Genomic DNA, 25,074 nt, shown 5'->3' with positions numbered 1-25,074 from the left:
GCACCACCACCGCTTCGCGGAGTGTAGGGTTGGATTGCCCCCGGCAATCCAAGTCCAGTCCGGGGGACTGGACGACCCAACACTCCCCCTCCCCAGCGCTTCGCGATGGGGAGGATCGAGCGGCCGCTTCCGGTCGTTTGCTGCCGCTACCCCTACCCCATCACCCACTGCCGCCGCGAATAGCCCTGCGCCCACAGCAACGCCGTCAAATCATGATGCCGGATCACCGCCGCCGCCGCCTCGCCCGCCGAGGGGTGCGGATAATAGCCGATCCCCAGCCCCGCCGACGTGATCATCGGAATGTCGTTCGCGCCGTCACCCACGGCCAGCGTCTCGGCGAGCGGCAGGCCGTGGCGCGCCGCTTCGGCCTTCAGCGTCTCGAGCTTCGCCGAACTGTCGACGATCGGCTCCAGCACCTTTCCCGTCAGCTTGCCGCCTGAAATCTCCAGCTCGTTCGCGACGACCTTGTCGAAGCCGATCGCCTCGGCCACCGGCCCGGCAAAGGGCATGAAGCCGCCCGACACCAGCACCGAATATGCGCCATGCGCCTTCATCGTCTGCACCAAGGTGCGCGCGCCGCGCGTCAACCGCACACGCTCCATCCGGCAATCGACCAAAGTCGTTTCGGGCATCCCGCCGAGCAGCCCGACGCGCTCGGTCAGCGCGGCGCGGAAATCGAGCTCGCCGCGCATCGCGCGTTCGGTGATCGCCGCGATCTGCGGCTTCAGCCCCGCATAATCGGCGAGTTCGTCGATGCACTCGACGGTGATCATCGTCGAATCCATGTCGGCGATGATCAGCTTCTTGGTGCGGTCGCCCAGCGGCTGGACGACGATGTCGAGCGCGCCATGATCCATATGCGCCAGTTCCTTGCGCGCGCTCACCAGACTGCCGTGAAAGACGATGTCCGCCGCGTCATGCTCGTCGAGCCAGTGCGGCGCGCCGACATCGTGTCCCGTCGCCGCCAGCCGGTCTATACCTTCGCGAACCACCTCGTCGGTCAGCTTCCCGGCTGCTATCAGCGTCGCGACGAACATGGCATCTCCTTCTTTCTCGACCGCCAAAGCGCGGCTGCCCGTGGCACTTATCGCCGGACCCACCGCCAGCGGCAAGAGCGCTTTGGCGGTCGCGCTCGCAAAAACGCTCGAAAATGGGATCGTCGTCAATGCCGACGCGAGCCAGGTCTACGCCGACCTCGCGATCCTTTCGGCGCGCCCCACCGCGGAAGAGATGGACGGCGTGCCGCACCGCCTGTTCGGCCATGTCGACGCCGCCGAAGCGCATAATGCCGCGCGCTGGGCGGCCGAAGCGCGCAATGTCATCGCCGAGGCGCATGCTGCGGGCCGGGTCCCGATCCTCGTCGGCGGCACCGGCCTTTACCTGCGCACCCTGCTCCATGGCATCGCACCCGTCCCCGAAATCGACCCGCGCGTCCGCGAAGCCGTCCGCGCGCTTCCGGTCGCCGAAGCCCATGCCGCGCTGGCGATGGCCGACCCCGCCGCCGCCACCCGCCTCAACCCCGCCGACACCACGCGCGTCGCGCGCGCGCTCGAGGTCGTGCGCGCGACCGGCCGCACTCTCGCCGACTGGCAGCAGGCGCGCGAAGGCGGCATCGCCGATACCATCGCCCTCGCCCCGCTGATCCTCCTCCCCCCGCGCGACTGGCTTCGTACCCGCTGCGATACCCGCCTGATCCAGATGTTCGAGGGCGGCGCGATCCAAGAAGTCGAAGCCCTGCTCGCACGTCACCTCGACCCCGATCTTCCCGCGATGCGTGCGATCGGCGTGCCGCAGATCGCCGCTTTTCTCCGCGGCGAAATCAGCCGCGCCGACGCGCTCGAAGCGGCGCAGGCGGCGACCCGTCAATATGCGAAGCGCCAATATACGTGGTTCCGCCACCAGCCGCCCGCCGATTGGTCGGGCCACGAAGAGTCATTAAACGTCGATTCTATTGATCAATTAGCAATAAAATTACGTGATAGTCTGTTGACAGGATAGAATCATACACCTATTGCCCGCAACCCTGTTGCAGCGCACAAGCGCGGCACTTTTGCGTTGAAAGGAGTTTCGTCGTGACGGAAATGAGTGGTGCCGACATGGTGGTTCAGGCGCTGGTCGACCTCGGGGTCGATACGGTGTTCGGCTATCCGGGCGGCGCGGTCCTTCCGATCTATGACGCGCTCTACAAACACCCGACGATCAAGCATATCCTCGTCCGCCACGAACAGGCGGCGACCCACGCGGCAGAGGGCTATGCGCGCTCGACCGGCAAGCCCGGCGTCGTGCTCGTGACTTCGGGTCCCGGCGCGACCAATGCCGTCACCGGCATCACCGATGCGTTGCTCGATTCGATCCCGATGGTCGTGCTGACGGGGCAGGTTCCGACCACCTTGATCGGCACCGACGCCTTTCAGGAATGCGACACCGTCGGCATCACGCGCCACTGCACCAAGCATAATTATCTCGTGATGGACCCCGACCGTCTCGGCCCGATCATGCACGAGGCCTTCCATATCGCGACGCACGGCCGCCCCGGCCCGGTGGTGATCGACATTCCGAAGAATGTGCAGGTCGCGACCGGCACCTATTCGGTGCCCGAATTCATCCAGCACAACAGCTATCGTCCGCAGGTCGAACCCGACGCCGATGCGATCGCCCAGGCGATCGACATGATCGCCGCGGCCGAACGCCCGATCTTCTACACCGGCGGCGGCGTGATCAACGCGGGGCCGGATGCGAGTGCGGCGCTGCGCCAACTCGTCAGCCTGACCGGCGCGCCGATCACCTCGACGCTGATGGGGCTCGGCGCTTTCCCCGCCGACGATCCGAAATGGCTCGGCATGCTCGGCATGCACGGCACCTATGAATCGAACATGGCGATGAACCGCGCCGACCTGATCATCGCGGTCGGCGCGCGCTTCGACGACCGCGTCACCGGCCGCCTCGACGCCTTCGCGCCCGAGGCGAAGAAGATCCACATCGACATCGACCGCAGCTCGATCAACAAGATCGTCCCCGTCGACCTCGCGGTGGTCGGCGACGCCGGCCGCGCGCTCGACGCGCTGATCGCCGCGTGGCAGGCCAAGGGGCACAAGGCGCGCGACCTCGGCGAATGGTGGCGCCGCATCGACGGCTGGCGCGCGACGCGCTGCCTCGACTTTCCCGAAAAGAAGGAGCCGGACGCCGACATCATGCCGCAGCGCGCGGTGAAGGCGCTGTTCGACGCGACGCGCGGCCGCGACCCGATCATCACGACCGAGGTCGGCCAGCACCAGATGTGGGCGGCGCAGCATTTCGGCTTCTCGGCGCCGAACCGCTGGCTGACCAGCGGCGGGCTCGGCACGATGGGCTACGGCTTCCCCGCCGCGGTCGGCGCACAGATCGCCACCCCGAACCGCCTCGTCATCTGCATCGCGGGCGAAGCTTCGCTCCAGATGAACATCCAGGAAATGGGGACGGTCAGCCAGTACCGCCTGCCGGTGAAGATCTTCATCCTCAATAATGAATGGATGGGAATGGTCCGCCAGTGGCAGGAACTTACTTACGAGAGCCGCTATTCGAACAGCTATTCGGACAGCCTGCCCGATTTCGTGAAGCTCGCCGACGCTTACGGCTGGACGGGGCTGCGCATCGACACGCTGGGCCAGCTCGAGGAGGGCATCGCGAAGATGATCGACACGCCGGGACCGGTGATCGTCGACTGCCGCGTCGCCAAGCTCGCCAACTGCTTCCCGATGATCCCGTCGGGCGCGGCGCACACCGACATGATCCTCCAGCCGAGCGACGTCACCGGCACGATGGACGACGAAGCGAAAGCGCTGGTGTGATGCGGCAGAACCGCAATTTTCTCCCCTCCCGCTTGCGGGAGGGGTCGGGGGAGGGCCTGTTGGCCAGCCCCGCCCCGCAGACATGCCCTCCCCTGGCCCCTCCCGCAAGCGGGAGGGGGAAAGAAAAGTCATGAAAATCACCACCGAAGCCGGCGAGCGCCATGTGCTCGCCATCACCGTCGATAACGAGGCCGGGGTGCTCGCCAAGATCACCGGGCTGTTCACCGCGCGCGGCTACAATATCGAAAGCCTCACCGTGGCCGACATCAGTTCGGACCATGCCTTGAGCCGCATCACGATCGTCACCAACGGCCCGCCGCCGATCATCGACCAGATCATCGCGCAGCTCGACCGGCTCGTTCCCGTGCACCGCGTGGTCGATCTCAACGACGCGGGCGAAGCACATGTCGAACGCGAAATCGCGCTGGTCAAGGTCGCGGGCACCGGTGACAAAAGGATCGAGGCGCTGCGCATGGCCGACGTGTTCCGCGCCAAGGTCGTCGACACGACGCTGTCGAGCTTCATCTTCGAAATCACCGGGACGAGCGACAAGGTCGACCGCTTCATCGCGCTGATGCGCGAATGCGGGCTGGTCGAGGTCGGCCGCACCGGCGTCGTCGCCATCGCCCGCGGGCCGGAGGCGCTCTAGAGTTTACGCATTGGGTTTCAACTATTGGCGCCCCGGATCACGTCCGGGGTGACGGAAGAAGAATAGGGAAGAATGACATGCAGGTTTATTACGATCGCGACGCCGACCAGGATCTGATCAAGGGCAAGAAGGTCGCCGTCGTCGGCTACGGCAGCCAGGGCCACGCCCACGCGCAGAACATGCGCGATAGCGGGGTGAAGGAAGTCGCGATCGCTCTCCGCCCCGGCTCGCCGACCGCGAAAAAGGCCGAAGCCGCCGGCTTCAAGGTGCTTTCGAACAAGGAAGCCGCCGAATGGGCCGACGTGATCATGATCGCCGCCCCCGACGAGCATCAGGCAAAAATCTACGCCGACGACATCGGCCCGAACATGAAGCCCGGCGCCGCGCTCGCCTTCGCGCATGGCCTCAACATCCACTTCGGCCTGATCGACGCGCGCCCCGACATCGACGTCTTCATGGTCGCGCCCAAGGGCCCCGGCCACACGGTGCGCAGCGAATATCAGAAGGGCGGCGGCGTCCCCTGCCTGATCGCGGTCGCGCAGGAAGCGCAGGGCGCGGGCGCCTCGGGCAACGGCTTCGCCAAGGCGCTGGCCCTCAGCTACGCCTCGGCCGTCGGCGGCGGTCGCAGCGGCATCATCGAGACGACCTTCAAGGAAGAGTGCGAAACCGACCTTTTCGGCGAACAGGCCGTGCTCTGCGGCGGCATCACCCACCTCATTCAGGCGGGTTTCGAAACGCTGGTCGAGGCGGGTTACGCGCCCGAAATGGCCTATTTCGAATGCCTCCACGAAACCAAGCTGATCGTCGACCTCCTCTATGAAGGCGGCATCGCGAACATGCGCTATTCGATCTCGAACACCGCCGAATATGGCGACATCAAGACGGGCCCGCGCATCATCACCGACGAAACGAAGAAGGAAATGAAGCGCGTCCTCGCCGACATCCAGTCGGGCCGCTTCGTCAAGGACTTCGTGCTCGACAACCAGGCCGGCCAGCCCGAACTCAAGGCCAGCCGCAAGGCCGCCGCAGCGCACCCGATCGAACAGACCGGCGAAAAACTCCGCGCGATGATGCCGTGGATCGCCAAGAACCAGCTCGTCGACAAGTCGAAGAACTGAACCGCTTGCAAACCCCTCCCCTTCAGGGGAGGGGCAGTGAGACTTGCGGGCTTGCCCGCTAGTCGCAACGGGGTGGGGTCCATCGGCCTCGCGCAAGGTTTCGAGACCCCACCCCAACCCCTCCCCTGAAGGGGAGGGGCTTTTGACAAGGGTCCCGATGACCGACCAGCCTCGCCCCTTCACCGCCCACCGCGCCGACCTCGCCGCGCTCGCGGAGCAGGGCCGCCGCCGCGCCCTCGCTCCGCGCGCAGGCCGCGATTTCGCGTCGAACGACTATCTCGGCCTCGCCGCCTCCGACGTGCTGCGCGACGCGCTCGCCGCCGGCATCGCGCGCGGCCTGCCAGCAGGCTCGGGCGGTTCGCGCCTGCTGCGCGGCAACCACGCCGAACATGAAGCGCTCGAAGCCCATGCCGCGCGCCATTATGGCAGCGAGGCCGCGCTGTTCTTCGCCACCGGCTTCGCCGCCAACGCCGCATTGTTCGCGACGCTGCCGCAGCGCGGCGACCTCGTCGTCCACGACGAGCTGATCCACGCGAGCGCGCACGACGGAATGAAGCTCGGCCGCGCCGGCCATGTCGCCGCCGCGCATAACGACGCGCAGGCGTTCGACGACATCATTTTGCGCTGGCGCGCCGGCGGCGGCGCGGGAACGCCGTGGATCGCGGTCGAAAGCCTCTATTCGATGGACGGCGACCGCGCCCCGCTCGCCGCGCTCGCCGACGTCGCCGACCGCCACGGCGCCGTACTCGTGGTCGACGAAGCGCATGCCACCGGCGTCTTCGGCCCCGGCGGCGCCGGCCTCGCGCACGCGCTGCCGCGCCGCGACAATCTCGTCACCCTCCACACCTGCGGCAAGGCATTGGGCGCCGAGGGCGCGCTGCTCTGCGCCCCCGCGATCGCGTGCGACTTCCTCGTCAACCGCGGCCGCCCCTTCATCTTTTCGACCGCGCCGTCACCGCTGACGGCGTGGCTCGTCCGGCAGGCGATCGAGATCGCCGCGAACCAGCCCGAGCGGCAGGCGCGCCCCCACGCGCTCGTCCGTCACGCCGCCGAGCGCCTCGTCCCGCTCGGCATCCCCGCCAGCGGCACCCAGATCCTGCCCGTGATCATCGGCGATAACGAGCGCGCGATGCGCATCGCGGGCAGCCTGCGCGACGCAGGCTTCGACATTCGCGGTATCCGCCCCCCGACGGTGGCCGAAGGGACCGCGCGCCTGCGCATCGCGATCACGCTCAATGTTGACGAGGATAACATCGACGATATGGCCGACGCGCTCGCGCAGGCGATGGCCACGGCATGACGCGCTTCGTCGTCACCGGCACCGACACCGGCATCGGAAAAACCGTCTTTTCCGCGGGCTTGGCGCAGGCGACCGGCACGCCCTACTGGAAACCGATCCAGTCGGGGCTCGACGAGGAAACCGACAGCGAAGTCGTCGCGCGCCTCGCCGGCGTGCCGATCCGCCCCGAAGCCTACCGCCTCGTCACCCCCGCCTCGCCGCATATTGCCGCCGAAATTGACGGCGTCAACATCGACCTCGAAACGCTGACCCCGCCCCCCGGCGACCTGATCGTCGAGGGTGCCGGCGGCGCGCTCGTCCCCGTCGCGCGCACCACCCTCTACGCCGATCTCTTCGCCAAGTGGCAGGTTCCGGTGATCGTCTGCGCGCGCACCGCACTCGGCACGATCAACCACAGCCTGTTGACGATCGAGGCGCTCCGCGCCCGCGGAGTCCCAATCCACGGCCTCGCCTTCCTCGGCGATGCGGTCGAAGACAGCGAGGCGATCATATCCGAAATCTCGGGCGTCCGCCGCTTGGGCCGCCTGCCGATCATCGATCCGCTGAACAGCGAAACACTGGCGGATGCTTTCGCGGCCAACTTTGATCTCGCAAACTTTCGATAGATATTCGTCATCCCGGCGAAGGCCGGGATCCCACCGATGCGAAAGAATGCGAGGTCGAGATCCCGGCCTTCGCCGGGATGACGATATGAGATAGAGCGCCCTTATGACGCAGAACTCCACCTCCCCCGTCTGGCACCCCTTCACCCAGCACGGCCTCGGCGATCCGATCCCGCTGATCGCCCACGCCAAAGACGCCAAGCTCTACGACGCGCACGGCAATAGCTGGATCGACGCCATCTCGTCATGGTGGGTCACCACTCACGGCCACGCCCACCCGCACATCATGGCCGCGATCCGCGCCCAGACCGAAAAGCTCGATCAACTCATCTTCGCGGGCTGGACGCACGAGCCCGCCGAAAGCCTTGCCGCCGAGCTGGTCCGCATCACCCCCGCCCCGCTCACGCGCGTCTTCTTTTCGGATTCGGGGTCGACCAGCGTCGAGGTCGCGCTCAAGATGGCGCTCGGCTATTGGTACAATATCGGCGAAGCGCGGAGCCGCATCCTCGTCCTCGAACATGGCTATCACGGCGACACGATCGGCACGATGTCGGTCGGCGCGCGCGGCGTCTACAACCGTGCGTGGCAGCCTTTGCTGTTCGACGTCGACACCATCCCTTTCCCGCACGAGGGACTTGAGCAAGCGACGCTCGACGCGCTCGAAGCCGCCTGCGTCCAAAAGCCCGCGGCCTTCATCGTCGAACCGCTCATCCTCGGCGCCGGGGGTATGCTCGTCTATCCCGCATGGGTGCTCGCCGAAATGCGCGCCATCTGCGCCCGCTACAATGTCCTCTTCATCGCCGACGAAGTGATGACCGGCTGGGGCCGCACTGGCACGCGCTTCGCCTGCGATTCTGCGGGCGTCATCCCCGACATCGTCTGCCTGTCGAAGGGCCTCACCGGCGGCAGCCTGCCGCTCGCGGTCACCCTCTGCATCGAGCCGATCTTCGAAGCCCATTTTTCGGAAGACCGCGGCAAGGCGTTCTATCATTCAAGCAGTTACACGGCCAATCCCATCGCCTGCGCCGCCGCGAACGCCAATCTCGAAATCTGGCGCGACGAGCCGGTTCAGCAGCGCATCGATGCGCTCGCCGACGCGCAGGCCGCGCATCTTTCGCTGCTCAGCCACGACCCGCGCGTTCAAAACCCGCGCCGTCTCGGCACGATCGCCGCGCTCGACATCGCCGTCCCCGACGCGGGTTATCTTTCGAATCTCGCCCCGCGCCTGATCGCTTTTTATCGCGACCGCGGCATCCTCCTCCGCCCGCTCGGCAACACGCTCTATGTCATGCCGCCCTATTGCATTACGGCGGACGAACTGGCGCAGGTCTGGAACAAGATCGCGGCGTCGCTGGACAGTCTCGGGAGCTCTCCGGGCTAAGATCGGCCTTCGATCCTCCCTGTGGCGAAGCCATGGGGAGGTGGCAGTGCGAAGCGCTGACGGAGGGGCCTATGGCGCACCGTCGCGGCCCTTCCACCACCGCCGGCGGCGGCGGTCCCCCTACCCATCGCTTCGCGACAGGGAGGAGCTTAGGACAGCCTCCCCCAAAAAAACGGGGCGAGCCAAAAGGCCCGCCCCGTATATCTTGCCTGCCATCAAGGCTTACAGGCCGTCGGTCGCCTTGCTGACCAGAATATTCACCGCGACGCGGCGGTTCTGCGCCTTGCCTTCGGGGGTGGTGTTGTCCGCCGCCGGGTCGGCTTCGGCCATGCCCGTCGGGGTCAGCATCCGATAGGGTTTCCAGCCGCAGGCCTGCTGCAGATGGTTGACCACGCGGCCGGCGCGCTTTTCACTCAGGACCTGATTGAATTCCTGGCTGCCGGTCGAATCGGTGTAGCCGACGACGAGCAGCAATGCATTGTCCATGCCCTCGGCCTGGTTCGCCGCGTTGCAAAGATCGGCCTTCGCCTGTTCGGACAGCACGGCCTTGCCGGTGTCGAAGTTCACGTTCGTCGTGCCCTTGACATTATACTGGTCGATGTCGCCGACGCGGCCGCGCAGCGCCTCGGTCGCCGCCGTCTGTTCGGCAAAGCGCTGGTCGGTGCCGGTGTGGATCATCGACGCGGTGCGCAGGTCCTTGCTCTTGAGGTTGACCTCGTTCGCGACCAGTCCGCCGTCCCACTGCAAGGTGTCGACGCTGACCGGCAGACCGTTAAGCAGCGAATTCGCCGCGAGCTTGTCGCGGTCAAGGCCCAGAAAGCCGCCGCTGCTCTTGATCTTGGTATATTCCGCGATCGCGATCGCCGTGTTGTTGCCGTCGGCGGTCGTGACCTGCATACGGCCGTCGCTGCGCGCCGAGATGATGCCTTCGACCTTGGGTCCCTTGGTCATCTGGTCGGGCGAAGGCAGCTGGCCGTAAACGGTCGTCATGACTTCGCCATTCGTCTCTTGCGCCTGCTCCTGCGCCTGCGCCGCCAGGCCGCCCGTCGCCGGTGCGGCGAGCAGCGCCAGCATCAGCATCGCGCCTGAACTCTTCGAAACGGCACCCATACCCTACTCCTTCAATTGAACCAGCTGCCCCCGCAGCTCGAGCCCGCCCCTTGACGTGGCCCGTTCTGGCACATGAATACTCGTGGACCGGGCGAAAGTTGCGCAGGTCGTCGGCCGTTTCGCACGGCAAGCCGATAAGACCATGTCGCATAAACGAAATTTTTTTCGCTCGCGGATCGATAACAGGGGGAAGCGGCGAACGAAAATCCCGCTCCCCTGCCCGGCCTCACTCGCCGAATTTGGCGTCGTCGGGCATCGCCACCCAATTTTTTTCCGCCGCCGCGATAAAACCCGCGCGGTCCTTGTCCCACTTCGCCTTCACCTCCTGATTGAAGTTCAGGTAAAGCTTGCCGTCGACGATCGCATAGGCGAACGGATCGCCCGGCGCGAGATAGCCGCGCGACATCGCCCACGCGCAATGGCCGCCATATTGCGGCATGAACGCCGCCGGATCGGCCCGGAATTTCGCGGCATGTTCGGCGCTCGCGAAATGATAGACCGCCCCGTCATGCTCGACGGCAAAGGCCGCATCGCCCTTCACCGGCACGCCTTCCTCTTCGAAATAACTTACCGGATCATAGCCGCTCACCGCAATGTTTCCACCGTCAACACCGACATAGACCGGCTTCGCATAGGCCTGCGGCGTGAACGCCGCGACCGACAGCGGCGCGAGCACCGCGGCGAGCAGCGCGAAAAAGGCTTGGTTTTTCATAAGCAATCTCCATCTGGAAGGCATCGGCCCCGCGCCGGCCCCGTCGCCACCCAGTTCGCGCCGAAAGCGCAAAGGGTTACGGCAATTGTTGCGGGGGGCAGTTCGGCTTAGGTTCATCTGCGGCGCTCCATCTGCAATGCAGGGAACCGGGGCTTGGGAACGCGATTTTGTGACGAAGAAAAAAGGCGGCCTCCTCCCCCTTCTCGCGGCGCTCGCGCTCGCCGCGCCGGCGCTCGCGCAAGAGGACGGCGGCAGCCTCGCGCAATCGGGCACGCCCCCCGAGCGCACCTCGATACTCTATACTTACGGCGACGAACCCTGCCCCGAGGCGCAGGAGGGCGAGATCGTCGTCTGCGCCCAGCAGCCCGAAACCGAACGCTACCGCGTGCCCAAGGAATTGCGCGAGGAGCTGAAGGAGGACGAGGCTGTCGGCGGCGGCAGCTGGGCCTCGAAGGTCGAGGGCTATGAAAATGTCGCGCGCGCGAGCCGCCCGAACAGCTGCTCGCCCGTGGGGTCCTATGGCTTCACCGGCTGCGCCGCCGCGGCGCTGCGCGACTGGTTCGAGGCGCGCCGCGCGCCTTGACGCCCGGCGCGACGCAAACTGAAACCCTGCGTTTCTCCGCCGCTTGTTGACGCCGTCCCTCGCCGTCGCCTAGCTTCCGCTTCCCCAACAGGAGATTTTTCATGCGCCGCATTGCTCCCCTTGCCGCTATCGCCCTCATCGCCGCCGTCGCGACCCCGATCGTCGTCGCGCAGGGCGGCTCCGCCCCCGGCGCGCCCGACAAGTCGCGCGTCACCGCGGGCACCTATGCCGCCGACCCCGGCCACACGATGGTCGTGTGGGAAGTCGACCATCTCGGCTTCAGCAAATATAGCGGCATCTTCGGCGACGTGACCGGCACGCTCGTCATCGACCCCGCCAACCCCCCCGCCGCCAAGGTCGATGTGACCATCCCGGTGTCGAAGGTCACCACCGCCAGCGCCGGGCTCACCAGCCACCTCCTCCGCCCCGGCAAGGACGGCGGCAAGCCCGACTTCTTCGGCGCCAATCCCGCCGACGCCAAATTCGTCTCGACCAGCGTCGTCGTCGATGCCGAGGGCGACGAGGCGAAGGTCACCGGCAACCTCACCCTCAACGGCGTGACCAGGCCCGTCACCCTCGACGTCGATTTCCACGGCGCGGGCATGGGCATGACCAAGAAGGAAACCGTGGGCTTCGAAGCCGAAACCACGATCAAGCGCAGCGATTTCGGCGTCTCGATGGGCATTCCGATGGTCAGCGACGAAGTCGAACTCGAAATCCACGCCGCGTTCGAAAAGCAGTAAGCGCGCATCCAATCTGTCACACGCGCCGCGTATCAGGGGGCGGGACCGGCATGGTCCCGCCCCTTTTCGCACAAGGAGCCCATGTGATGAGCGAACTGGTACGCGAAATCGTCGAAGTGAACGCCGGGATCGACGGCGACGAGGAAAATCCGCTGCTGGTGGTCGAAGCCGAAGGCCTCGCCCCCACCGCGGGCTGGACCAATGTCCGGCTCGACCCCCATGTCTACATCACCCCGCCCGACGACGGCGTGCAGGATTTCGACCTTGTCGGCGACCGCCCCGCTGACGCCGCCGAGGCGCTCAGCGAAGTCGAAGCCGGATGGGAAGGCCCGCTCGAGGATTGGGTTATCGGCGTGCGCGTCCACGCGGTCGACAATCTGATCGAGGACGAGGTCTACGAACCGTGGGACGAGGACGACGAGAGCGAAGCCGCCTGAGGCCCGCTCCGCAACCAGCCCCTGCACTACGCCGGGCCGCGAGTTTCTTCGCGGCCCGGCGACATTTTTCGGTTCATCGCAGAGCCAGCCAAAGCGGCCTAGCTTCCCTTGCATTCAAGGGAGGATCCTCATGCGCAGCCTGCTACTCGCTCTCGCCCTTACGTCCACGCCCGCGCTGGCCCAAGCCAATCCGCAGATCGACTATCCTGGCTTCCAGACGCTCACCGCCAGCGTCGCCCCCGAACGCGCGCAGCGCCTCATCGCCTTCGACGCCTTCAAGGCCGCGGCCGCGAAGCCCGGCACCCTGCTCCTCGACGCGCGTTCGAAGGACGCCTTCCAGCGCGGCCACATCAAGGGCGCGGTCAACCTCCCCCTCACCGATTTCACCGCCGAGAGCCTCGCCGCGGTGATCGGCGCCGACCCGAACCGCCCCATCCTCATCTATTGCAACAATAATTTCTCGAACCACGCGAGCCCCGTGCCGCTCAAGCGCGCCCCGCTCGCGCTCAATATCCAGACCTTCATCAACCTCGTCGGCTATGGCTATCCGAACGTCCACGAACTCGCCGACGTCGTCGATTTCAACGATCCCAAGGTCGAATGGGTGACGGGCTGACTGAGGCACGCACCCCAAACCAACCTCGTCATCCCGGCGAAGGCCGGGATCTCGACCTGTCGCAAGAACGCACCGGTGAGATCCCGGCCTTCGCCGGGATGACGGAAGGGGGAAGACCGCGCAATTTTCGCATTCCCCTCTTGCATCCGGCGACATTTTGCATCACTAGGACGCCCATGCGCGGCAACGCCCTTCTTCTTCTGCGACTTACACGCCCTTGGGCGTGACACTGGCTGCGCGCTAGTCGCGGCCACCCGCTCAAGGGTCCGATCGACAAGCACTCGCAACCACCAGAAGAAGTTTGAACCCCATGACCATGCTCCGCGACCCCTCGGTCAAGTACAGCGCCTTCCCGCAGGTTCCGCTCACGAACCGCGAATGGCCCACCCGCGTCACCACCAAGGCGCCGATCTGGCTTTCCACCGACATGCGCGACGGCAATCAGGCGCTGATCGACCCGATGGATGCGGAGAAAAAGGCACGCTTTTTCGACCTGCTCGTCCGCATCGGCCTGAAAGAGATCGAAGTCGGCTTCCCCAGCGCCGGCGCGACCGAATATGACTTCATCTCGGGCCTCGTCCAGCAGGGCCGCATCCCCGACGACGTCACCCCGCAGGTGCTCACCCAAAGCCGCGCCGACCTCATCCGCACCAGCTTCGACAGCCTCGAAGGCGCAAGGACCGCGATCGTCCACGTCTATAACGCGGTCAGCCCCGCGTGGCGCAAGATCGTCTTCGGCATGGACATGGCCGAGATCAAGGGCATCGCGATCGAGGGCGCGAAGCAGCTCCGCGACAATGCCGCGCGCTTGCCCGGCACCGACTGGCGCTTCGAATACAGCCCCGAAACCTTCTCGACCGCCGAACTCGATTTCAGCATCGCCTGCTGCGAAGCGGTGATGGATATCCTCCAGCCGACGGCGGACAAGCCGATCATCCTCAACCTCCCCGCGACGGTCGAGGCGTCGACGGCGAACATCTACGCCGATCAGATCGAATATTTCTGCAAGAACCTCCCCAATCGCGACCGTGCGATCATATCCTTGCACACCCACAACGACCGCGGCACCGGCGTCGCGGCGGCCGAGCTCGGCCTGCTCGCGGGCGCCGACCGCGTCGAGGGCTGCCTGTTCGGCAATGGCGAGCGCACCGGCAACACCTGCCTCGTCACCATCGCGCTCAACATGTACACGCAGGGCGTCGACCCCGAACTCGACTTCTCGAACATCGACGAGGTCATCCAGACGGTCGAATATTGCAACAATCTGCCCGTCCACCCGCGCCACCCTTATGGCGGCGAGCTCGTCTACACCGCTTTCTCGGGCAGCCATCAGGACGCGATCAAGAAGGGCTTCGCGGCGCGCGAACGCCAGAATGACGAACGCTGGGAAGTCCCCTACCTCCCCATCGACCCCGCCGACTTGGGGCGCAGCTACGAAGCGGTGATCCGCGTCAACAGCCAGTCGGGCAAGGGCGGCGTCGCATGGGTGCTCGAACAGGACAAGGGCCTGAAACTGCCCAAGAAGATGCAGGCGAGCTTCAGCCACGTCGTCCAGGCACTCGCCGACCAGACGAGCCGCGAACTCGGCGCCGAGGATATCTGGCACGCGTTCGAGGGCCAGTATCTGGCGACCGAAGCCAAGCGCTTCCAGCTCGTCGACTGGTCGGAGACGCATGCGCCGTCCTCAAGCCCCTCCCCTTCAGGGGAGGGGTCGGGGTGGGGTCCATCGGGACAGAACCGCCCCAACCCCGACCGCATCTTCGCAGGCAAACTCCTGATCGACGGCACCCCGCGCAGCGTCAGCGGCCGCGGCAACGGCCTGATGTCGAGCGTCATCGCCGCGCTCGCCGAGTCAGGAGGTCCGCTGATGGACATTGTCGACTATAGCGAGCACGCGATCGGCCAGGGCAGCAACGTGCAGGCCGCGGCCTATGTGGAATGCCGCACGGCGGACGGGAAAAGCCTGTTCGGCTGCGGGCTGGACACCGACGTGGCGACGGCGAGTGTGCGGGCGATCCTTAGCGCGGCAAACGGGGCCTGAGGCCGCCTTAAGCTTTCGCAAAGCTTGCAATGCCTAATTTCCCGGCAGGGAGAAAAGCCATGCACGCTCGCCACCTCGCCGTCCTGTTCGCCATCGGTATCGCGCTGGCCGGCTGCGCCAAACGCTGGGAGCCCGAACAGGGCCCCGGCCCGCTAAAGTTCGTCAAGGCCTGCCCGGGCCGCAAGGCCCCGACGGTCGCCGACTTCGGCCCGAAAGGCGTCTCCGCCGCCTATCATTTCGTCGTGACGGGCGCGTCGGAAAAGGAGATCGCCGCCCTGATCGACCGCTCCGAGAAGGCCGGGCTGGAGGTCCATCTCGCCTCGCGGATGATCGTCTTGAACGGCACCGACGCGCTTTTCGCCAGCAGCAAGGCGCCGCTGCTCGACCAGCCCGCAGTCGACGCCGAATTCGCGACGATCTGCGCGATCAAGGTCCGGAGCACCCACCTGACCAATGTCGAGTACAACCGCGTGGGTATCGAGGACGAGTGGATCCGCATTCGCTGATGCACGGCCCCGAGGCGTAAGGAAAAGCAAAGCAAAAAGCCCTCGCCATCGCTACGCGACAGGGAGGATTGCATACTCAAATCCTCCCTGTCGCTTAGCGATGGGGAGGGGGACCGCTCGCGGTCATACTTTGCATGATCTTGTCTAATGCAATAAAACAAGACAGCATGCCCGTACTTGACGATCGACATTGCTGAGGGGGAAACATGGCTGAGCAAGATATCGACGCTCTTCTGGCGCGCATGCCTAAAATTGCGACGGCTGTTAATGCTTTCAAATCCGAAAGCGTTCAACAGGCCGCGTTTGACGCGCTCGTTTTGGCCTTTGGCATAACTGGCGATAATCTGAAAAATGCGGAAGAGTCACCCATTCGGCAAGCCAAGACGCCGAAGCAGACTCAAACGACGCGCCAAGCCGCTGACTCCGAGAATTCAGGGCGTCAGAAGCGAAAGTCGCGGGCGACCGCCGGTAACGCCGGGGCAACGATAGCACCGGTGAAAGATTTAAACTTACGTCCGAAAGGAGTAGAATCGTTCGATGACTTCGTCGCGAAAAAGCTTCCAAGAGACAACCAAGAGAAATTTACCGTTGCTGTCTATTGGCTCGAAGAAGTTGCCAAGATTAGCCCGGTCACGCTCGCGCACCTAGCAGCGGTATTTAAGCAAACTTCCGGATGGAGAGAGCCCAGAAATCTGAAGGCCGGCGTCCAGATGACGGGATTTCGAAAGAACACAATCGACACGTCGGACATGAACAACCTGCGCACGACCCCGCATGGACGAAACTTCGTCGAACATGATCTACCCTCAAAACCTGCGAAGAATAAATGAGCGGATTAGATTCTAGCAAAGCGCTAACCGGAATCCCCGCTGCACTCAGAACTCCGCTTGTTGATGAATTCAACAAGCTCGTGCGGCACTATCGCGAAGGACGATGGGAGCCTGCCGAACTGAACGGCGGGAAACTTTGCGAAATTGTGTATTCAATTTTGCGAGGGCATGTCGACAATAAGTTCCCTTCCCGTCCCTCCAAACCTAAGAATATGGTGGACGCGTGCCGTGCTTTCGAAAACGAAACCGCCTTCCCGCGTTCTGTACGCTTCCAAATCCCTAAGATGCTAATTTCGCTGTATGAAGTGAGAAACAATCGGAATGTCGGTCATGTGGGAGCTGACGTCGATCCGAACCACATGGATGCATCGGTAGTTCTGAGTATCACGCAGTGGATCATGGCGGAGCTCGTTCGCCTTTTTCACACCGTCAGCACGGAAGAAGCGACAGAAATTGTAAATAGCTTAGTAGATCGGACCATTCCGCTGCTATGGAAGTTTGGCGACAAGGTAAGGATCTTAGACCCAAATATGAGCGCAAAGGACAAGTCTCTAGCTCTGATTTACGGATCAATTGGGCCTCAAGATGTTAGATTTATTGTGGATTCTATAGAATATTCTAATATAACTCAGTTCAAAATTAAAGTTTTGAAACCAATGCATAAATCCAAACTTATCGAATACGATAAGAAGAACGAATCGGTATCAATATCCCCTTTGGGGACTGCATATGTCGAAAAGAACATCCTTCAATCCTATACGATAGCTTAAGGGACGAGAGATCAAAATCCCCTTTCCTACATTTCACCCATATGGTTCATTCTATTGGTTTCACCCAACCGAAAGGACGAATCGATGGACGACTCCCCGTACAATCCCGCGCATATCCCCGCTCCCGGCAGCTATCACTGGACGCCGCGGCTCCAGCGCGAGTTTCTGGAGGCTTTCGCCACCAACGGGTCGGTGAAGATTTCCGCGGCCAAGGTCGGCATGTCGCCGTCCGCCGTCTATCAGCTCAAACAGCGGCCCGAGGGCGCGGCGTTCCGGCTCGGCTGCGCCGCTGCGCTGCTGATCGCGCGCTCCCGGCTCGTCGACGAGCTGCTCGACCGCGCGATCTGGGGGCATGACGAAACCACCGAACTGCAACGCGAGGACGGCCGCAGCTTCGTCAAGCGCCGCCGCATCGACAGCCGCCTCGGCCTCGCGATGCTCGCGCGGCTCGACCGCATGGTCGAAACCCGCGCTCGCGCAGGCGAGGAGATGCTCGCGCAGATCATCGCCGGCGACTGGCCGGGCTTCCTCTCGCTCTTCGACGCCGCCGAAGCCGCACGCGGCGGGGCCGAAGCCGCGCGCACCGCCGCCACCGACACCGCATCCGAAGAGGCACCCGAAGGCACCGCCGAAACCGCGCCCGCACCCGCGACCGAAGGCATGGCCGCCGCGCTCGCGCTCTGGCTCGCCGGCAGCGACAACCGCGCCAACCCCCTCGCCTCGCTCTGGCGCGGCACCGCAATCGCGAATGAAGTTGCGCGGATTTCCGCCGATTGCGACGAAGAACCCGAAACCGAACCGACCCCCGAGGAAGAGGCGGCCGCGATGACCGTCTGGCACGACGAGGAGCAGGGCGAATGGCGCACCAACTTCCCCCCGCCCGACGACTTTACCGGCATCGAGGAGGGCGTCTTCGGCGATCCCGATTACGAACGCACGCTCGACGTCGACGAGGAGGCGCTGATCGAGGAGGCGCACGCCGCCTTCGTCGAACCGCTGCGCATCGCCGGCGAAGCCGCCCGCCGCGCCTTCTTCGGCATCCCCCGGCCCGCCAACGATCCGGCGCAGGAGTGCGGCGCAAAGGCGCGGAAAAGCGGGAGCGTCTAGCTCCTCCCTGTCGCGAAGCGATGGGGAGGTGGCAGCCGCAAAGCGGCTGACGGAGGGGCAAAGGATCGGGTTCACGCGGAGACGCGGAGACGCGGAGGAGATCGTGCTGGGCCGAATGGCCCTTCATCGCTGCCGCGGTCAGGCTTGACGCGACGTGCGGGAAGGGAGCCGCTTCGCGGCAAGCGCCATCTCCTCCGCGTCTCCGCGTCTCCGCGTGAACCCGAAAGACCTCTGCGCCTCTGCGCGCAAATTCCGTCTTTCCGCAGAGTGAGGAGAGGGCCTCCAAATCCGCCAACCTTGACTTTTCAAGCAAGACCGCCATATTCGCGAAGCTATCGTCGCCTGCGACGGAAATTTACGGCCCTTCGGGGTACTATCTTCCCTTCACTCGCTACCAGCTTCAGGGGCGCTGTTGCCGCTGGATTCCCGTTTCTCGTGAAAGGAAACACCTCATGCCGATCGGCACCGTAAAATTCTTCAACGCCGACAAGGGCTATGGCTTCATCGAAAATGAAGACGGCTCTGGCGACAGCTTCGTCCACATCACCGCGGTCCAGGCCGCGGGCATGGACACGCTCAACAAGGAGCAGCGCGTCTCCTACGAACTCGAAACCGGCCGCAATGGCAAGGTCTCGGCGATCAACCTCCAGTCGGCCTGATTATTGGCCAAAGAGGAGCTGATGACCTTCGAGGGGCAGATCGACGAGATCCTGCCCGACGGACGCTTCGGCGTCATACTCGAAAATGGCCATCGGGTGATCGTCTATACGGCAGGCCGGATGCGGCGTTTCCGCATCCGGTCGGTCGTCGGCGATGCCGTGCGCGTCGAAATGACGCCCTATGACCTGACCAAGGGCCGCCTCGTCTACCGCGAACGCGGCGGCGGGCCGGTCGCCCCGAGCCAGCGCAAGAGGCGCGGGCTCTGAACGAAGAAGACCGGCGAACCGCGCCGGCTTCCAACAAGCAAAACACTCGAAATCAAAGATAAAGATGATGACACTATTCAATAACAACAATGCAATTTTCCCCGCTCTGCCCGCGCTGTCGCTGGCCGGCAAGGCGATGACGGCGACCCCGCCGCGCCGCCGCCGCCCGACGCTGTCGCGCCGCGAGCTCCGGCGCCTGATCGCCGATATGGTCGATTGATCGACCCGAACCTTTAAAGGAGCAGCCATGTCGGCCACGATCGAATTCTATGTCGCACAGGCCGAAAAATGCACCGCGGAGGCCGAGGCCTCGGCGCTGACGCAGGTCCGCGACCGCAATTTGCGCGCCGCGGCGGCGTGGCAGGCGATGGCCGACAAGCTGCTCCACACCGAAAAGCTGCGCGCCGAAAAGAACGCCGCGATGGCGGCGGCACACGGCGGTTGACGCGAGGCGCGGCGGCGCGTCATGGCTTGGTCATGTTCACGCCCCGCCCCTTCACTCACCGTATCGCCCCCCCCGCCGACCTCGAAGCGCTGCGCGCCGTGGTGGCGCTCGCCATCGCCGAGCTGCAGAAAGGCTTTCTCGGCCCCGAACAGATCGCCGCGAGCCACGCGGTGATGGGCCTCGATACCCAGCTCATCGCAGACGGCACCTATTTCATCGTCGAGGAAGAAGGCCGGATCGCCGGCTGCGGCGGCTGGTCGCACCGCGCGACGCTCTATGGCGGCGACCACAGCAAGGATCCCGCAACCCCGCCCCGCTCGACCCCGCCACCGACGCGGCGCGCATCCGCGCCATGTATACCCACCCCGCCTTCGCCCGCCGCGGCGTCGGCCGCCTTGTCATGTCGCTGTGCGAGGATGCGGCGCGCGCCGCGGGCTTCCGCCGCGCCGAAATGATGGCGACGCTGTCGGGCGAGCCGCTCTACCGCGCCTGCGGCTACACCCCCATCGAACAGGTCGCGGCTCCCGGCCCGGGCGGCGTCGCCGTGCCGCTGGTCCGTATGGGAAAGGCGCTCGATTGATCGCTACGGGGAACCGAAAGGCCGATGCGACGTTTTCGCCGTTCAGCCCGGGTTATGGTCGATCGTGGCACGATCGGCCATGCCAAGGAAAGGATCAAAGATGCGCAAGACCCTTATCGCCGCCATGATGGCGGTCGTCGCCCTTCCCGCCGCGCCGGCGCTCGCCGACCCGCCGCCTTGGGCCCCCGCGCACGGAAAACGCGCCAAACAGGCCGCCATCTACGACAATTATGGCCGCTATTATGAGCCGCGCCGGCTCGATCGCGGCTCGCGGATCTGGCGCGGCGACGATGGCCGCTACCACTGCCGCCGCGACAACGGGACGACCGGGCTGATCATCGGCGGCGCCGTCGGCGCGCTCGTCGGGCGCGAACTCGACGGCGGTCGCGACCGAACGGTGGGCACGATTATCGGTGCCGCCGGCGGCGCGCTGCTGGGGCGCGCGATCGATCGCGGCGAGCTTCGCTGCCGCTGATGGCAAGCCGCATGCGGGCGGGTCAGTCGACGACCCAATAATCGGCCGCCCCGCCCGGTTCGTACCCACGGCGGCAAATCACCTCGTCCCCGCTCGACAATTCGGCCCATTCGCCGATCGGCTCGCGCTCCATCATCGCCAGCGCCGCGGCGACATCCTCGGCCTCGAACGCCACGCGCTTCTCCATACCGAACCAGGCATCGCGATAACGCAGGAGGAAAGGCGCCAGGATACGCGCTTTGGCGGCGGTTTCGGGGCGCGGCAGACAGTCGCAATCGCTGTCCTTTTGGCCGCTGATGGCGTGGGGAAATTTCATGGGGAGAGCCTTCGGTGGGGGAAACGAAGGGGGCGGTCGCATCGGCCTGTTCGGCCATGACCGCCGCCGGGGCGAAATTGGGTCGGCGACGCATCTCCTTTTGGGCGCACAAGCGTGATCGGATCATCGCGCAAGCCGCGACGAGTCCCGAAAAAGATATTTTATTTCATTGCCATATAGCGCGCGCTCGCCCGTCTTTCCCTTCGACGAGCGGCGCGTTCGAATCGACAAACGACTTGACGGTTATCCGCCATCCCGGCTGGCGGGGCGGCGGCGCCACAGGATCAGCCCCGCGACCCCCAGCCCGAACAGGCCGACCATCCCCGGCTCGGGCACCGGCACCGCGCCGCCGGTAGATCCCCCGCCGCTGGGCGCCCCGCCCCCGGTCGAGCTGTCGCCGCCGGTCGACGTGCCGCCCGAAGGCGGGGTCACATAGCCCCCCTTGAAGATCCCGACGTGCATCTCGCCATTCTGCTTGAGGTTGCCGAACACCCCCGATCCCTGGATGTAATTGCGCGTCTCGGCATCGGCGAGCGGCGCAAGCACCGACCCGCCCCAAGCGGTGGTCAGTTTGAGTTCCTCGGCATCGGGAAAGTTCCAGATCACCCGTTCGCCAAGATTGTTGGTGCCGCCGAGGAAATTGTCGTTGAGATTGACCGATCGGCCGCTGACGTTGACGATCGCGGTGTCGGCGCCGCCCAGGTTGAACTGGATCTCGCCGATCTTGTCGAGGTCGGCGGCGGCGATGTTGAACACGGCGAGCCCCTGCGCGTTCGGCTGCGCGTTGAAAATGCCCCGATTGCCCTGCGCCGTCATCTGGCTGTTAGCCGCCAGCGTGCCCATGTCGAACGACAGGCTGCCGAGGCTGCTCTTGAGGTCGGCCTTCTGCTGCTGCAAACCCAGGCCGAACGCCGGGTTGCTCCGGTCGAGGTTCGACAGGACGCTGTTCTGGTTGACGTTGGTGTTGCTGATCGTCCCGCCGACCTTCACCATCTGGTTCGGACCGTTGAGGTTGAAGCCGCTCGTTACATTGCCCCCGACGACCGCGCCCGCCCCGTTGTTCAGATTCTTGTGGCTGCCTGTGACATTGCCGACGACAGTTAGTCCCGGCTGGCCGTTCGGCGAGGTCGTGGCGCGGATACCGTAATTCGACGAATTGCCCGTCAAATTGCCGCCGACGAAGGTACGCCCCTCGACCTCGGAGGAGGATTCGAGATTGCCGAGCACGACGAGATTCCATTCGCGCAGCGCGTCGATGCCGGTGATCGACTTGCTCTGCGCGAGCGCCGGGATCGTCAGCGCGGTCGCGGTAAGCGCAGCGGAAAACAGGGTGCGGATGGGAAAGGCCACGAGTTTGTCCCATATTCGAAGAGGAAAGCGCCGACGCCCATAGGGCCGTTCGTCGCCACCTTACACCGAAGTGCGGCGAGCCGTTGTCCCGTTCCGGAACAGTGGCCGATTTTCGGCGAAAGACCGTTGGAAATCTGCGGCGGGCGTCGTCAATCGATCGACAGGAAAGCGGTCACTGTCAACCGCCCCCTAATCGGATCGGCCGGCAGCGGGTTGGCGGCCGAAATCGCGCCGCTGTGCAGGTTCCAGCTGCGATAGAGCAGCGCGCGATTGTAACGCGCCGGCTTAGCCCGGATGCGTTCGAACAACGGCGTATCGCCCAGCATATATCCGGGCGGCGGGACCCCGCCGTGGCGCATCTCGGTATCGAGATGGCGGAAGAAGATATCGCGCCGCGCGGCATTCACCGTCTCGAATCCCGTCGCACGATGACGAAAGAAGGCGGTCCCGTCGCCGCCTTCGGGCGAGAGATAATGGACGAGCGCGATGCGATCCTCGGTGAAGGCGTCGACATGCGGCAGGCGCTGCGGGATCGTCAGTTCGCCGGGCGGGGTCGACACGATCGAAAAGCTAGCATCGACGACGCGTAGCGCGCCCCGCCGTTCGAAGGCGGCCGCCGCGGCCTCGGCGATAAGCGGGAGCTGCGTCGACAGATAGGCCTCGGGCAGCGCCGCGCGCACTCCCGGATAATGGTTGAGCGCCAGGGCAAAGTCCGCAGCCGCCGCGAAATCGCGCAGGGCGTCGGGATCGGGCGCGAAATCGTCGAGCACGACGAGCGGCTGCCCCTCGGTGCCGATCGTCTCGATGCGCATCTCCGTCATTCGCTACACGCCGCCGCGCGTTCCAGCAGGAAATCGCGCTCGCGCTCATTTCTCGTCAGCGCGGCCGCCGCTTCGAATGCGGCCCGCGCCTCGTCGCGGCGACCGGCACGAAGCAGGAAATCGCCCCGTGCGGCGGGAAGCGGCGCATAGTTTCGCAGCATCGCCGCGTCGGCGATATCGTCGACCAGCCGTAATCCCGCCTCGGGGCCGAACGCCATGCTGTGCGCGACCGCGCGGTTGAGTTCGACCACGGGCGACGGCATCACCTGCCCCAGCCGGTCATAGAGCGCGGCGATACGCCGCCAGTCGGTCGCCTCCGCCGACCGTGCGCGGGCATGGCACGCAGCAAGCGCCGCCTGCAACGCATAGGGACCGTCGGCACCGCCCAACGCCTCGGCGCGGTTCAGCGCATTCAACCCGCGCCGGATCAGCAGCTGGTCCCAGCGCGCGCGGTTCTGCTCGGTCAGCGGCACGAAACGCCCGTCGGGCCCGGCGCGCGCCGTCAGCCGCGATGCCTGGATCTCGACCAGCGCGAGCAATCCCAGCACCTCGGGCTGTTCGGGCATCAACCCGGCGAGGATACGCGCCAGCCGCTGCGCTTCGGCGCAGAGCGGCGGGCGGACGAGCGAGGGCCCCGCGGTCGCGGCATAGCCTTCGTTGAAGATCAGATAGACGACTTCGAGCACCGAGCCGAGCCGCGCCGCCAGTTCGGCGCCGCGGGGCACTTCGAACGCGACACCTGCCTTGGCGATCGCTTTCTTCGCCCGCGTGATCCGCGCTGCGATCGTTGCCTCGTTCGACAGGAAGGCGCGCGCGATTTCCTCGACGGTCAGCCCGCCCACGAGCCGCAGCGTCAGCGCGGCGCGAGCCTCGGGCGAAATCACGGGGTGGCAGGCGGCGAAGATCAGCCCGAGCAACTCATCGCCCAGCGGATCGTCGAGCGCCGCTTCGGCGGCTTCCACGCGCATATCCTGTTCCTCGTCGAGTTCGCGGCCGATTTCGGCCTGTTTTCGCGAGCGCATCGCGTCGTGCCGGACGCCGTCGATCAGGCGCCGCTTCGCCGCGGCGGTCAGCCAGGCGCCCGGCCGGTCGGGCACACCGCTCTTCGGCCATTCGGTGAGCGCGATCAGCAGCGCTTCCTGCGCCAGCTCTTCCGCGCGGTCGACATCGCGCGTCATCCGAGCCAGCGAGGCGACCAGCCGCGCCCGCTCGATCCGGAATATCGCCTCGATCGCCCGATGGGCCTCGTCCTTCGCCATGCCTGCCTTCTCGGGCAAGGGAGCCGGGGAGGCAAGCATGGCGGCCGGCATCGATTATTGGCCGCTGAGCCTGTCGCGCAGCTGTTGCTCGCGCTCGGCCAGTTCGGGGGTCAGCGCGTCGCCGAAATCCTCCATTTCATAAAAGGGGCGGATTTCGAGTTCGCTCGGTCCCGGCATCGGGTTGGGGCAGCGTTTCGCCCACGCGACCGCTTCGTCCATATCCTTGACCTCCCAAACCCAATAGCCGGCGACCAGCTCGCGCGTCTCGGCGAAGGGGCCGTCGATCACGGTGCGGCCCGGACCGTCGAACGCGATGCGCTTGCCGGCCGATGAGGGCTTCAGCCCGTCGCCGTCGACCATCACGCCGGCATTGACCAGTTCCTCGTTGAACTTGCCCATCGCCTCGAACATTTCGGTCATTTCCTCGGTCGGCGGCAGGCCCTTTTCGCTGTCTTCGGTCGCTTTCACGAAAACCATCACACGCATTTTCCATCTCCTTTTGATCGGGCCAACAGCGGCTCGTATCCAGACGACGAACGAGCCGCCGTCAAATCGACACGGGGCGAGAAA

28 protein-coding genes and 2 pseudogenes are annotated in these 25,074 nt (G+C 65.2%); 22 read left to right on the top strand and 8 right to left on the bottom strand.

Annotation, left to right across the window (positions count from 1 at the left end; translation table 11 throughout):
• Positions 1 to 152: 152 nt before the first annotated feature.
• Positions 153 to 1,037 carry a phosphoserine phosphatase SerB gene (gene serB / locus FG95_RS06550; protein ID WP_037554773.1) on the bottom strand — a complete coding sequence of 295 codons (885 nt, stop codon included), beginning with the start codon at positions 1,035 to 1,037 and terminating at the stop codon, positions 153 to 155.
• Between serB and miaA the strand changes: the two genes are divergently transcribed.
• The 7 genes from miaA (at position 1,036) to FG95_RS06515 (ending at position 8,877) form a co-directional block, all read left to right on the top strand.
• Positions 1,036 to 1,998: a tRNA (adenosine(37)-N6)-dimethylallyltransferase MiaA gene (miaA, locus tag FG95_RS06545; protein ID WP_037554772.1), complete on the top strand. Its 963-nt coding sequence runs from the start codon at positions 1,036 to 1,038 to the stop codon at positions 1,996 to 1,998. The genes serB and miaA overlap by 2 nt on opposite strands.
• A 74-nt stretch (positions 1,999 to 2,072) precedes the next feature.
• Positions 2,073 to 3,827 carry a biosynthetic-type acetolactate synthase large subunit gene (gene ilvB, locus FG95_RS06540; RefSeq protein WP_037554771.1) on the top strand — a complete coding sequence of 585 codons (1,755 nt, stop codon included), beginning with the start codon at positions 2,073 to 2,075 and terminating at the stop codon, positions 3,825 to 3,827.
• A 130-nt stretch (positions 3,828 to 3,957) separates the two neighbouring features.
• Entirely contained in the window at positions 3,958 to 4,476 is a 519-nt protein-coding gene (ilvN, locus tag FG95_RS06535) for an acetolactate synthase small subunit (protein ID WP_037554769.1), read from the top strand.
• 77 nt (positions 4,477 to 4,553) lie between these two features.
• The gene (gene ilvC / locus FG95_RS06530) at positions 4,554 to 5,594 is read left to right on the top strand and encodes a ketol-acid reductoisomerase (protein ID WP_037554768.1); all 1,041 of its coding nucleotides are present in this window, start codon (positions 4,554 to 4,556) and stop codon (positions 5,592 to 5,594) included.
• Positions 5,595 to 5,751: 157 nt separating this feature from the next.
• A complete protein-coding gene (locus FG95_RS06525; RefSeq protein ID WP_037554767.1) occupies positions 5,752 to 6,894 on the top strand; it encodes an 8-amino-7-oxononanoate synthase in 1,143 nt (380 codons plus the stop codon).
• A complete protein-coding gene (bioD, locus tag FG95_RS06520; protein WP_037554766.1) occupies positions 6,891 to 7,499 on the top strand; it encodes a dethiobiotin synthase in 609 nt (202 codons plus the stop codon). Before FG95_RS06525 ends, bioD begins: the two co-directional genes overlap by 4 nt.
• Positions 7,500 to 7,602: 103 nt before the next feature.
• On the top strand, positions 7,603 to 8,877 hold the full coding sequence (locus tag FG95_RS06515) for an adenosylmethionine--8-amino-7-oxononanoate transaminase (protein WP_037554765.1): 1,275 nt from the start codon (positions 7,603 to 7,605) through the stop codon (positions 8,875 to 8,877).
• 222 nt (positions 8,878 to 9,099) lie between these two features.
• Here the strand turns inward: FG95_RS06515 and FG95_RS06510 are convergent, their stop codons facing one another.
• Both FG95_RS06510 and FG95_RS06505 read right to left on the bottom strand, forming a co-directional pair.
• Positions 9,100 to 9,987: an OmpA family protein gene (locus tag FG95_RS06510; RefSeq protein ID WP_037554764.1), complete on the bottom strand. Its 888-nt coding sequence runs from the start codon at positions 9,985 to 9,987 to the stop codon at positions 9,100 to 9,102.
• 226 nt (positions 9,988 to 10,213) lie between these two features.
• Positions 10,214 to 10,699, bottom strand: a complete 486-nt coding sequence (locus FG95_RS06505; protein WP_037554763.1) for a YHS domain-containing (seleno)protein — start codon at positions 10,697 to 10,699, stop codon at positions 10,214 to 10,216.
• Between the two features lie 169 nt (positions 10,700 to 10,868).
• Between FG95_RS06505 and FG95_RS06500 the strand changes: the two genes are divergently transcribed.
• From FG95_RS06500 to FG95_RS06435, 15 genes and pseudogenes are all read left to right on the top strand, one after another.
• Positions 10,869 to 11,282, top strand: a complete 414-nt coding sequence (locus tag FG95_RS06500) for a hypothetical protein (RefSeq protein ID WP_037554821.1) — start codon at positions 10,869 to 10,871, stop codon at positions 11,280 to 11,282.
• Positions 11,283 to 11,383: 101 nt separating this feature from the next.
• Complete coding sequence (locus FG95_RS06495) at positions 11,384 to 12,025, top strand: YceI family protein (protein ID WP_052182151.1); 642 nt, start codon at positions 11,384 to 11,386, stop codon at positions 12,023 to 12,025.
• Between the two features lie 86 nt (positions 12,026 to 12,111).
• On the top strand, positions 12,112 to 12,462 hold the full coding sequence (locus FG95_RS06490; protein WP_052182150.1) for a hypothetical protein: 351 nt from the start codon (positions 12,112 to 12,114) through the stop codon (positions 12,460 to 12,462).
• Positions 12,463 to 12,592: 130 nt separating this feature from the next.
• On the top strand, positions 12,593 to 13,078 hold the full coding sequence (locus FG95_RS06485) for a rhodanese-like domain-containing protein (RefSeq protein WP_052182149.1): 486 nt from the start codon (positions 12,593 to 12,595) through the stop codon (positions 13,076 to 13,078).
• 310 nt (positions 13,079 to 13,388) lie between these two features.
• Positions 13,389 to 15,119 (top strand): 2-isopropylmalate synthase, encoded by a 1,731-nt coding sequence (gene leuA, locus FG95_RS06480; protein WP_037554761.1) that lies wholly within the window; start codon positions 13,389 to 13,391, stop codon positions 15,117 to 15,119.
• 59 nt (positions 15,120 to 15,178) lie between these two features.
• Positions 15,179 to 15,625 carry a hypothetical protein gene (locus FG95_RS06475; RefSeq protein ID WP_037554759.1) on the top strand — a complete coding sequence of 149 codons (447 nt, stop codon included), beginning with the start codon at positions 15,179 to 15,181 and terminating at the stop codon, positions 15,623 to 15,625.
• Positions 15,626 to 15,831: 206 nt separating this feature from the next.
• A complete protein-coding gene (locus FG95_RS06470) occupies positions 15,832 to 16,455 on the top strand; it encodes a hypothetical protein (RefSeq protein WP_037554758.1) in 624 nt (207 codons plus the stop codon).
• Entirely contained in the window at positions 16,452 to 17,225 is a 774-nt protein-coding gene (locus FG95_RS06465; protein ID WP_052182148.1) for a hypothetical protein, read from the top strand. The genes FG95_RS06470 and FG95_RS06465 overlap by 4 nt, the downstream gene beginning before the upstream one ends.
• A gap of 84 nt (positions 17,226 to 17,309) precedes the next feature.
• Complete coding sequence (locus tag FG95_RS06460) at positions 17,310 to 18,332, top strand: hypothetical protein (protein ID WP_037554757.1); 1,023 nt, start codon at positions 17,310 to 17,312, stop codon at positions 18,330 to 18,332.
• Between the two features lie 452 nt (positions 18,333 to 18,784).
• On the top strand, positions 18,785 to 18,991 hold the full coding sequence (locus tag FG95_RS06455; protein ID WP_037554756.1) for a cold-shock protein: 207 nt from the start codon (positions 18,785 to 18,787) through the stop codon (positions 18,989 to 18,991).
• 3 nt (positions 18,992 to 18,994) lie between these two features.
• A complete protein-coding gene (gene infA, locus FG95_RS06450; protein WP_037554755.1) occupies positions 18,995 to 19,258 on the top strand; it encodes a translation initiation factor IF-1 in 264 nt (87 codons plus the stop codon).
• Between the two features lie 64 nt (positions 19,259 to 19,322).
• On the top strand, positions 19,323 to 19,478 hold the full coding sequence (locus FG95_RS20730; protein WP_161786538.1) for a hypothetical protein: 156 nt from the start codon (positions 19,323 to 19,325) through the stop codon (positions 19,476 to 19,478).
• 27 nt (positions 19,479 to 19,505) lie between these two features.
• Complete coding sequence (locus tag FG95_RS06445) at positions 19,506 to 19,703, top strand: hypothetical protein (RefSeq protein ID WP_037554754.1); 198 nt, start codon at positions 19,506 to 19,508, stop codon at positions 19,701 to 19,703.
• A 32-nt stretch (positions 19,704 to 19,735) separates the two neighbouring features.
• A pseudogene (locus FG95_RS06440) lies at positions 19,736 to 20,283 on the top strand (GNAT family N-acetyltransferase).
• A gap of 100 nt (positions 20,284 to 20,383) precedes the next feature.
• Positions 20,384 to 20,758: a glycine zipper 2TM domain-containing protein gene (locus FG95_RS06435; RefSeq protein ID WP_037554753.1), complete on the top strand. Its 375-nt coding sequence runs from the start codon at positions 20,384 to 20,386 to the stop codon at positions 20,756 to 20,758.
• A gap of 22 nt (positions 20,759 to 20,780) precedes the next feature.
• On the opposite strand, the gene FG95_RS06430 is transcribed toward FG95_RS06435, so the two are convergent.
• The 5 genes and pseudogenes from FG95_RS06430 to FG95_RS06410 all read right to left on the bottom strand — a co-directional run.
• A complete protein-coding gene (locus FG95_RS06430; protein ID WP_037554752.1) occupies positions 20,781 to 21,074 on the bottom strand; it encodes a hypothetical protein in 294 nt (97 codons plus the stop codon).
• 243 nt (positions 21,075 to 21,317) lie between these two features.
• Positions 21,318 to 22,424: a choice-of-anchor A family protein gene (locus FG95_RS06425; RefSeq protein ID WP_443027701.1), complete on the bottom strand. Its 1,107-nt coding sequence runs from the start codon at positions 22,422 to 22,424 to the stop codon at positions 21,318 to 21,320.
• A 149-nt stretch (positions 22,425 to 22,573) separates the two neighbouring features.
• Positions 22,574 to 23,245 (bottom strand): DUF6445 family protein, encoded by a 672-nt coding sequence (locus FG95_RS06420; RefSeq protein WP_037554751.1) that lies wholly within the window; start codon positions 23,243 to 23,245, stop codon positions 22,574 to 22,576.
• The gene (locus FG95_RS06415) at positions 23,242 to 24,522 is read right to left on the bottom strand and encodes an RNA polymerase sigma factor (RefSeq protein ID WP_235211479.1); all 1,281 of its coding nucleotides are present in this window, start codon (positions 24,520 to 24,522) and stop codon (positions 23,242 to 23,244) included. Before FG95_RS06415 ends, FG95_RS06420 begins: the two co-directional genes overlap by 4 nt.
• Positions 24,523 to 24,630: 108 nt before the next feature.
• A pseudogene (locus tag FG95_RS06410) lies at positions 24,631 to 24,990 on the bottom strand (YciI family protein); the annotation flags it as partial.
• Positions 24,991 to 25,074 lie beyond the last annotated feature (84 nt).

Source organism: Sphingopyxis sp. LC363 (assembly GCF_000756385.1).
Lineage (GTDB): Bacteria > Pseudomonadota > Alphaproteobacteria > Sphingomonadales > Sphingomonadaceae > Sphingopyxis.
Note: the sequence above shows the minus strand (reverse complement) of the source record. Positions and strands in the feature narration are given on the sequence as shown.

Bases quoted from the DNA above. Each gene is read 5' to 3' on its own strand.
- miaA (WP_037554772.1), top strand. From the start codon at position 1,036: ATGGCATCTCCTTCTTTCTCGACCGCCAAAGCGCGGCTGCCCGTGGCA.
- serB (WP_037554773.1), bottom strand. From the start codon at position 1,037: ATGTTCGTCGCGACGCTGATAGCAGCCGGGAAGCTGACCGACGAGGTG.
- ilvN (WP_037554769.1), top strand. From the start codon at position 3,958: ATGAAAATCACCACCGAAGCCGGCGAGCGCCATGTGCTCGCCATCACC.
- ilvC (WP_037554768.1), top strand. From the start codon at position 4,554: ATGCAGGTTTATTACGATCGCGACGCCGACCAGGATCTGATCAAGGGC.
- FG95_RS06525 (WP_037554767.1), top strand. From the start codon at position 5,752: ATGACCGACCAGCCTCGCCCCTTCACCGCCCACCGCGCCGACCTCGCC.
- bioD (WP_037554766.1), top strand. From the start codon at position 6,891: ATGACGCGCTTCGTCGTCACCGGCACCGACACCGGCATCGGAAAAACC.
- FG95_RS06515 (WP_037554765.1), top strand. From the start codon at position 7,603: ATGACGCAGAACTCCACCTCCCCCGTCTGGCACCCCTTCACCCAGCAC.
- FG95_RS06510 (WP_037554764.1), bottom strand. From the start codon at position 9,987: ATGGGTGCCGTTTCGAAGAGTTCAGGCGCGATGCTGATGCTGGCGCTG.
- FG95_RS06505 (WP_037554763.1), bottom strand. From the start codon at position 10,699: ATGAAAAACCAAGCCTTTTTCGCGCTGCTCGCCGCGGTGCTCGCGCCG.
- FG95_RS06495 (WP_052182151.1), top strand. From the start codon at position 11,384: ATGCGCCGCATTGCTCCCCTTGCCGCTATCGCCCTCATCGCCGCCGTC.
- FG95_RS06490 (WP_052182150.1), top strand. From the start codon at position 12,112: ATGAGCGAACTGGTACGCGAAATCGTCGAAGTGAACGCCGGGATCGAC.
- FG95_RS06485 (WP_052182149.1), top strand. From the start codon at position 12,593: ATGCGCAGCCTGCTACTCGCTCTCGCCCTTACGTCCACGCCCGCGCTG.
- leuA (WP_037554761.1), top strand. From the start codon at position 13,389: ATGACCATGCTCCGCGACCCCTCGGTCAAGTACAGCGCCTTCCCGCAG.
- FG95_RS06475 (WP_037554759.1), top strand. From the start codon at position 15,179: ATGCACGCTCGCCACCTCGCCGTCCTGTTCGCCATCGGTATCGCGCTG.
- FG95_RS06470 (WP_037554758.1), top strand. From the start codon at position 15,832: ATGGCTGAGCAAGATATCGACGCTCTTCTGGCGCGCATGCCTAAAATT.
- FG95_RS06465 (WP_052182148.1), top strand. From the start codon at position 16,452: ATGAGCGGATTAGATTCTAGCAAAGCGCTAACCGGAATCCCCGCTGCA.
- FG95_RS06460 (WP_037554757.1), top strand. From the start codon at position 17,310: ATGGACGACTCCCCGTACAATCCCGCGCATATCCCCGCTCCCGGCAGC.
- FG95_RS06455 (WP_037554756.1), top strand. From the start codon at position 18,785: ATGCCGATCGGCACCGTAAAATTCTTCAACGCCGACAAGGGCTATGGC.
- FG95_RS20730 (WP_161786538.1), top strand. From the start codon at position 19,323: ATGATGACACTATTCAATAACAACAATGCAATTTTCCCCGCTCTGCCC.
- FG95_RS06445 (WP_037554754.1), top strand. From the start codon at position 19,506: ATGTCGGCCACGATCGAATTCTATGTCGCACAGGCCGAAAAATGCACC.
- FG95_RS06435 (WP_037554753.1), top strand. From the start codon at position 20,384: ATGCGCAAGACCCTTATCGCCGCCATGATGGCGGTCGTCGCCCTTCCC.
- FG95_RS06430 (WP_037554752.1), bottom strand. From the start codon at position 21,074: ATGAAATTTCCCCACGCCATCAGCGGCCAAAAGGACAGCGATTGCGAC.
- FG95_RS06420 (WP_037554751.1), bottom strand. From the start codon at position 23,245: ATGACGGAGATGCGCATCGAGACGATCGGCACCGAGGGGCAGCCGCTC.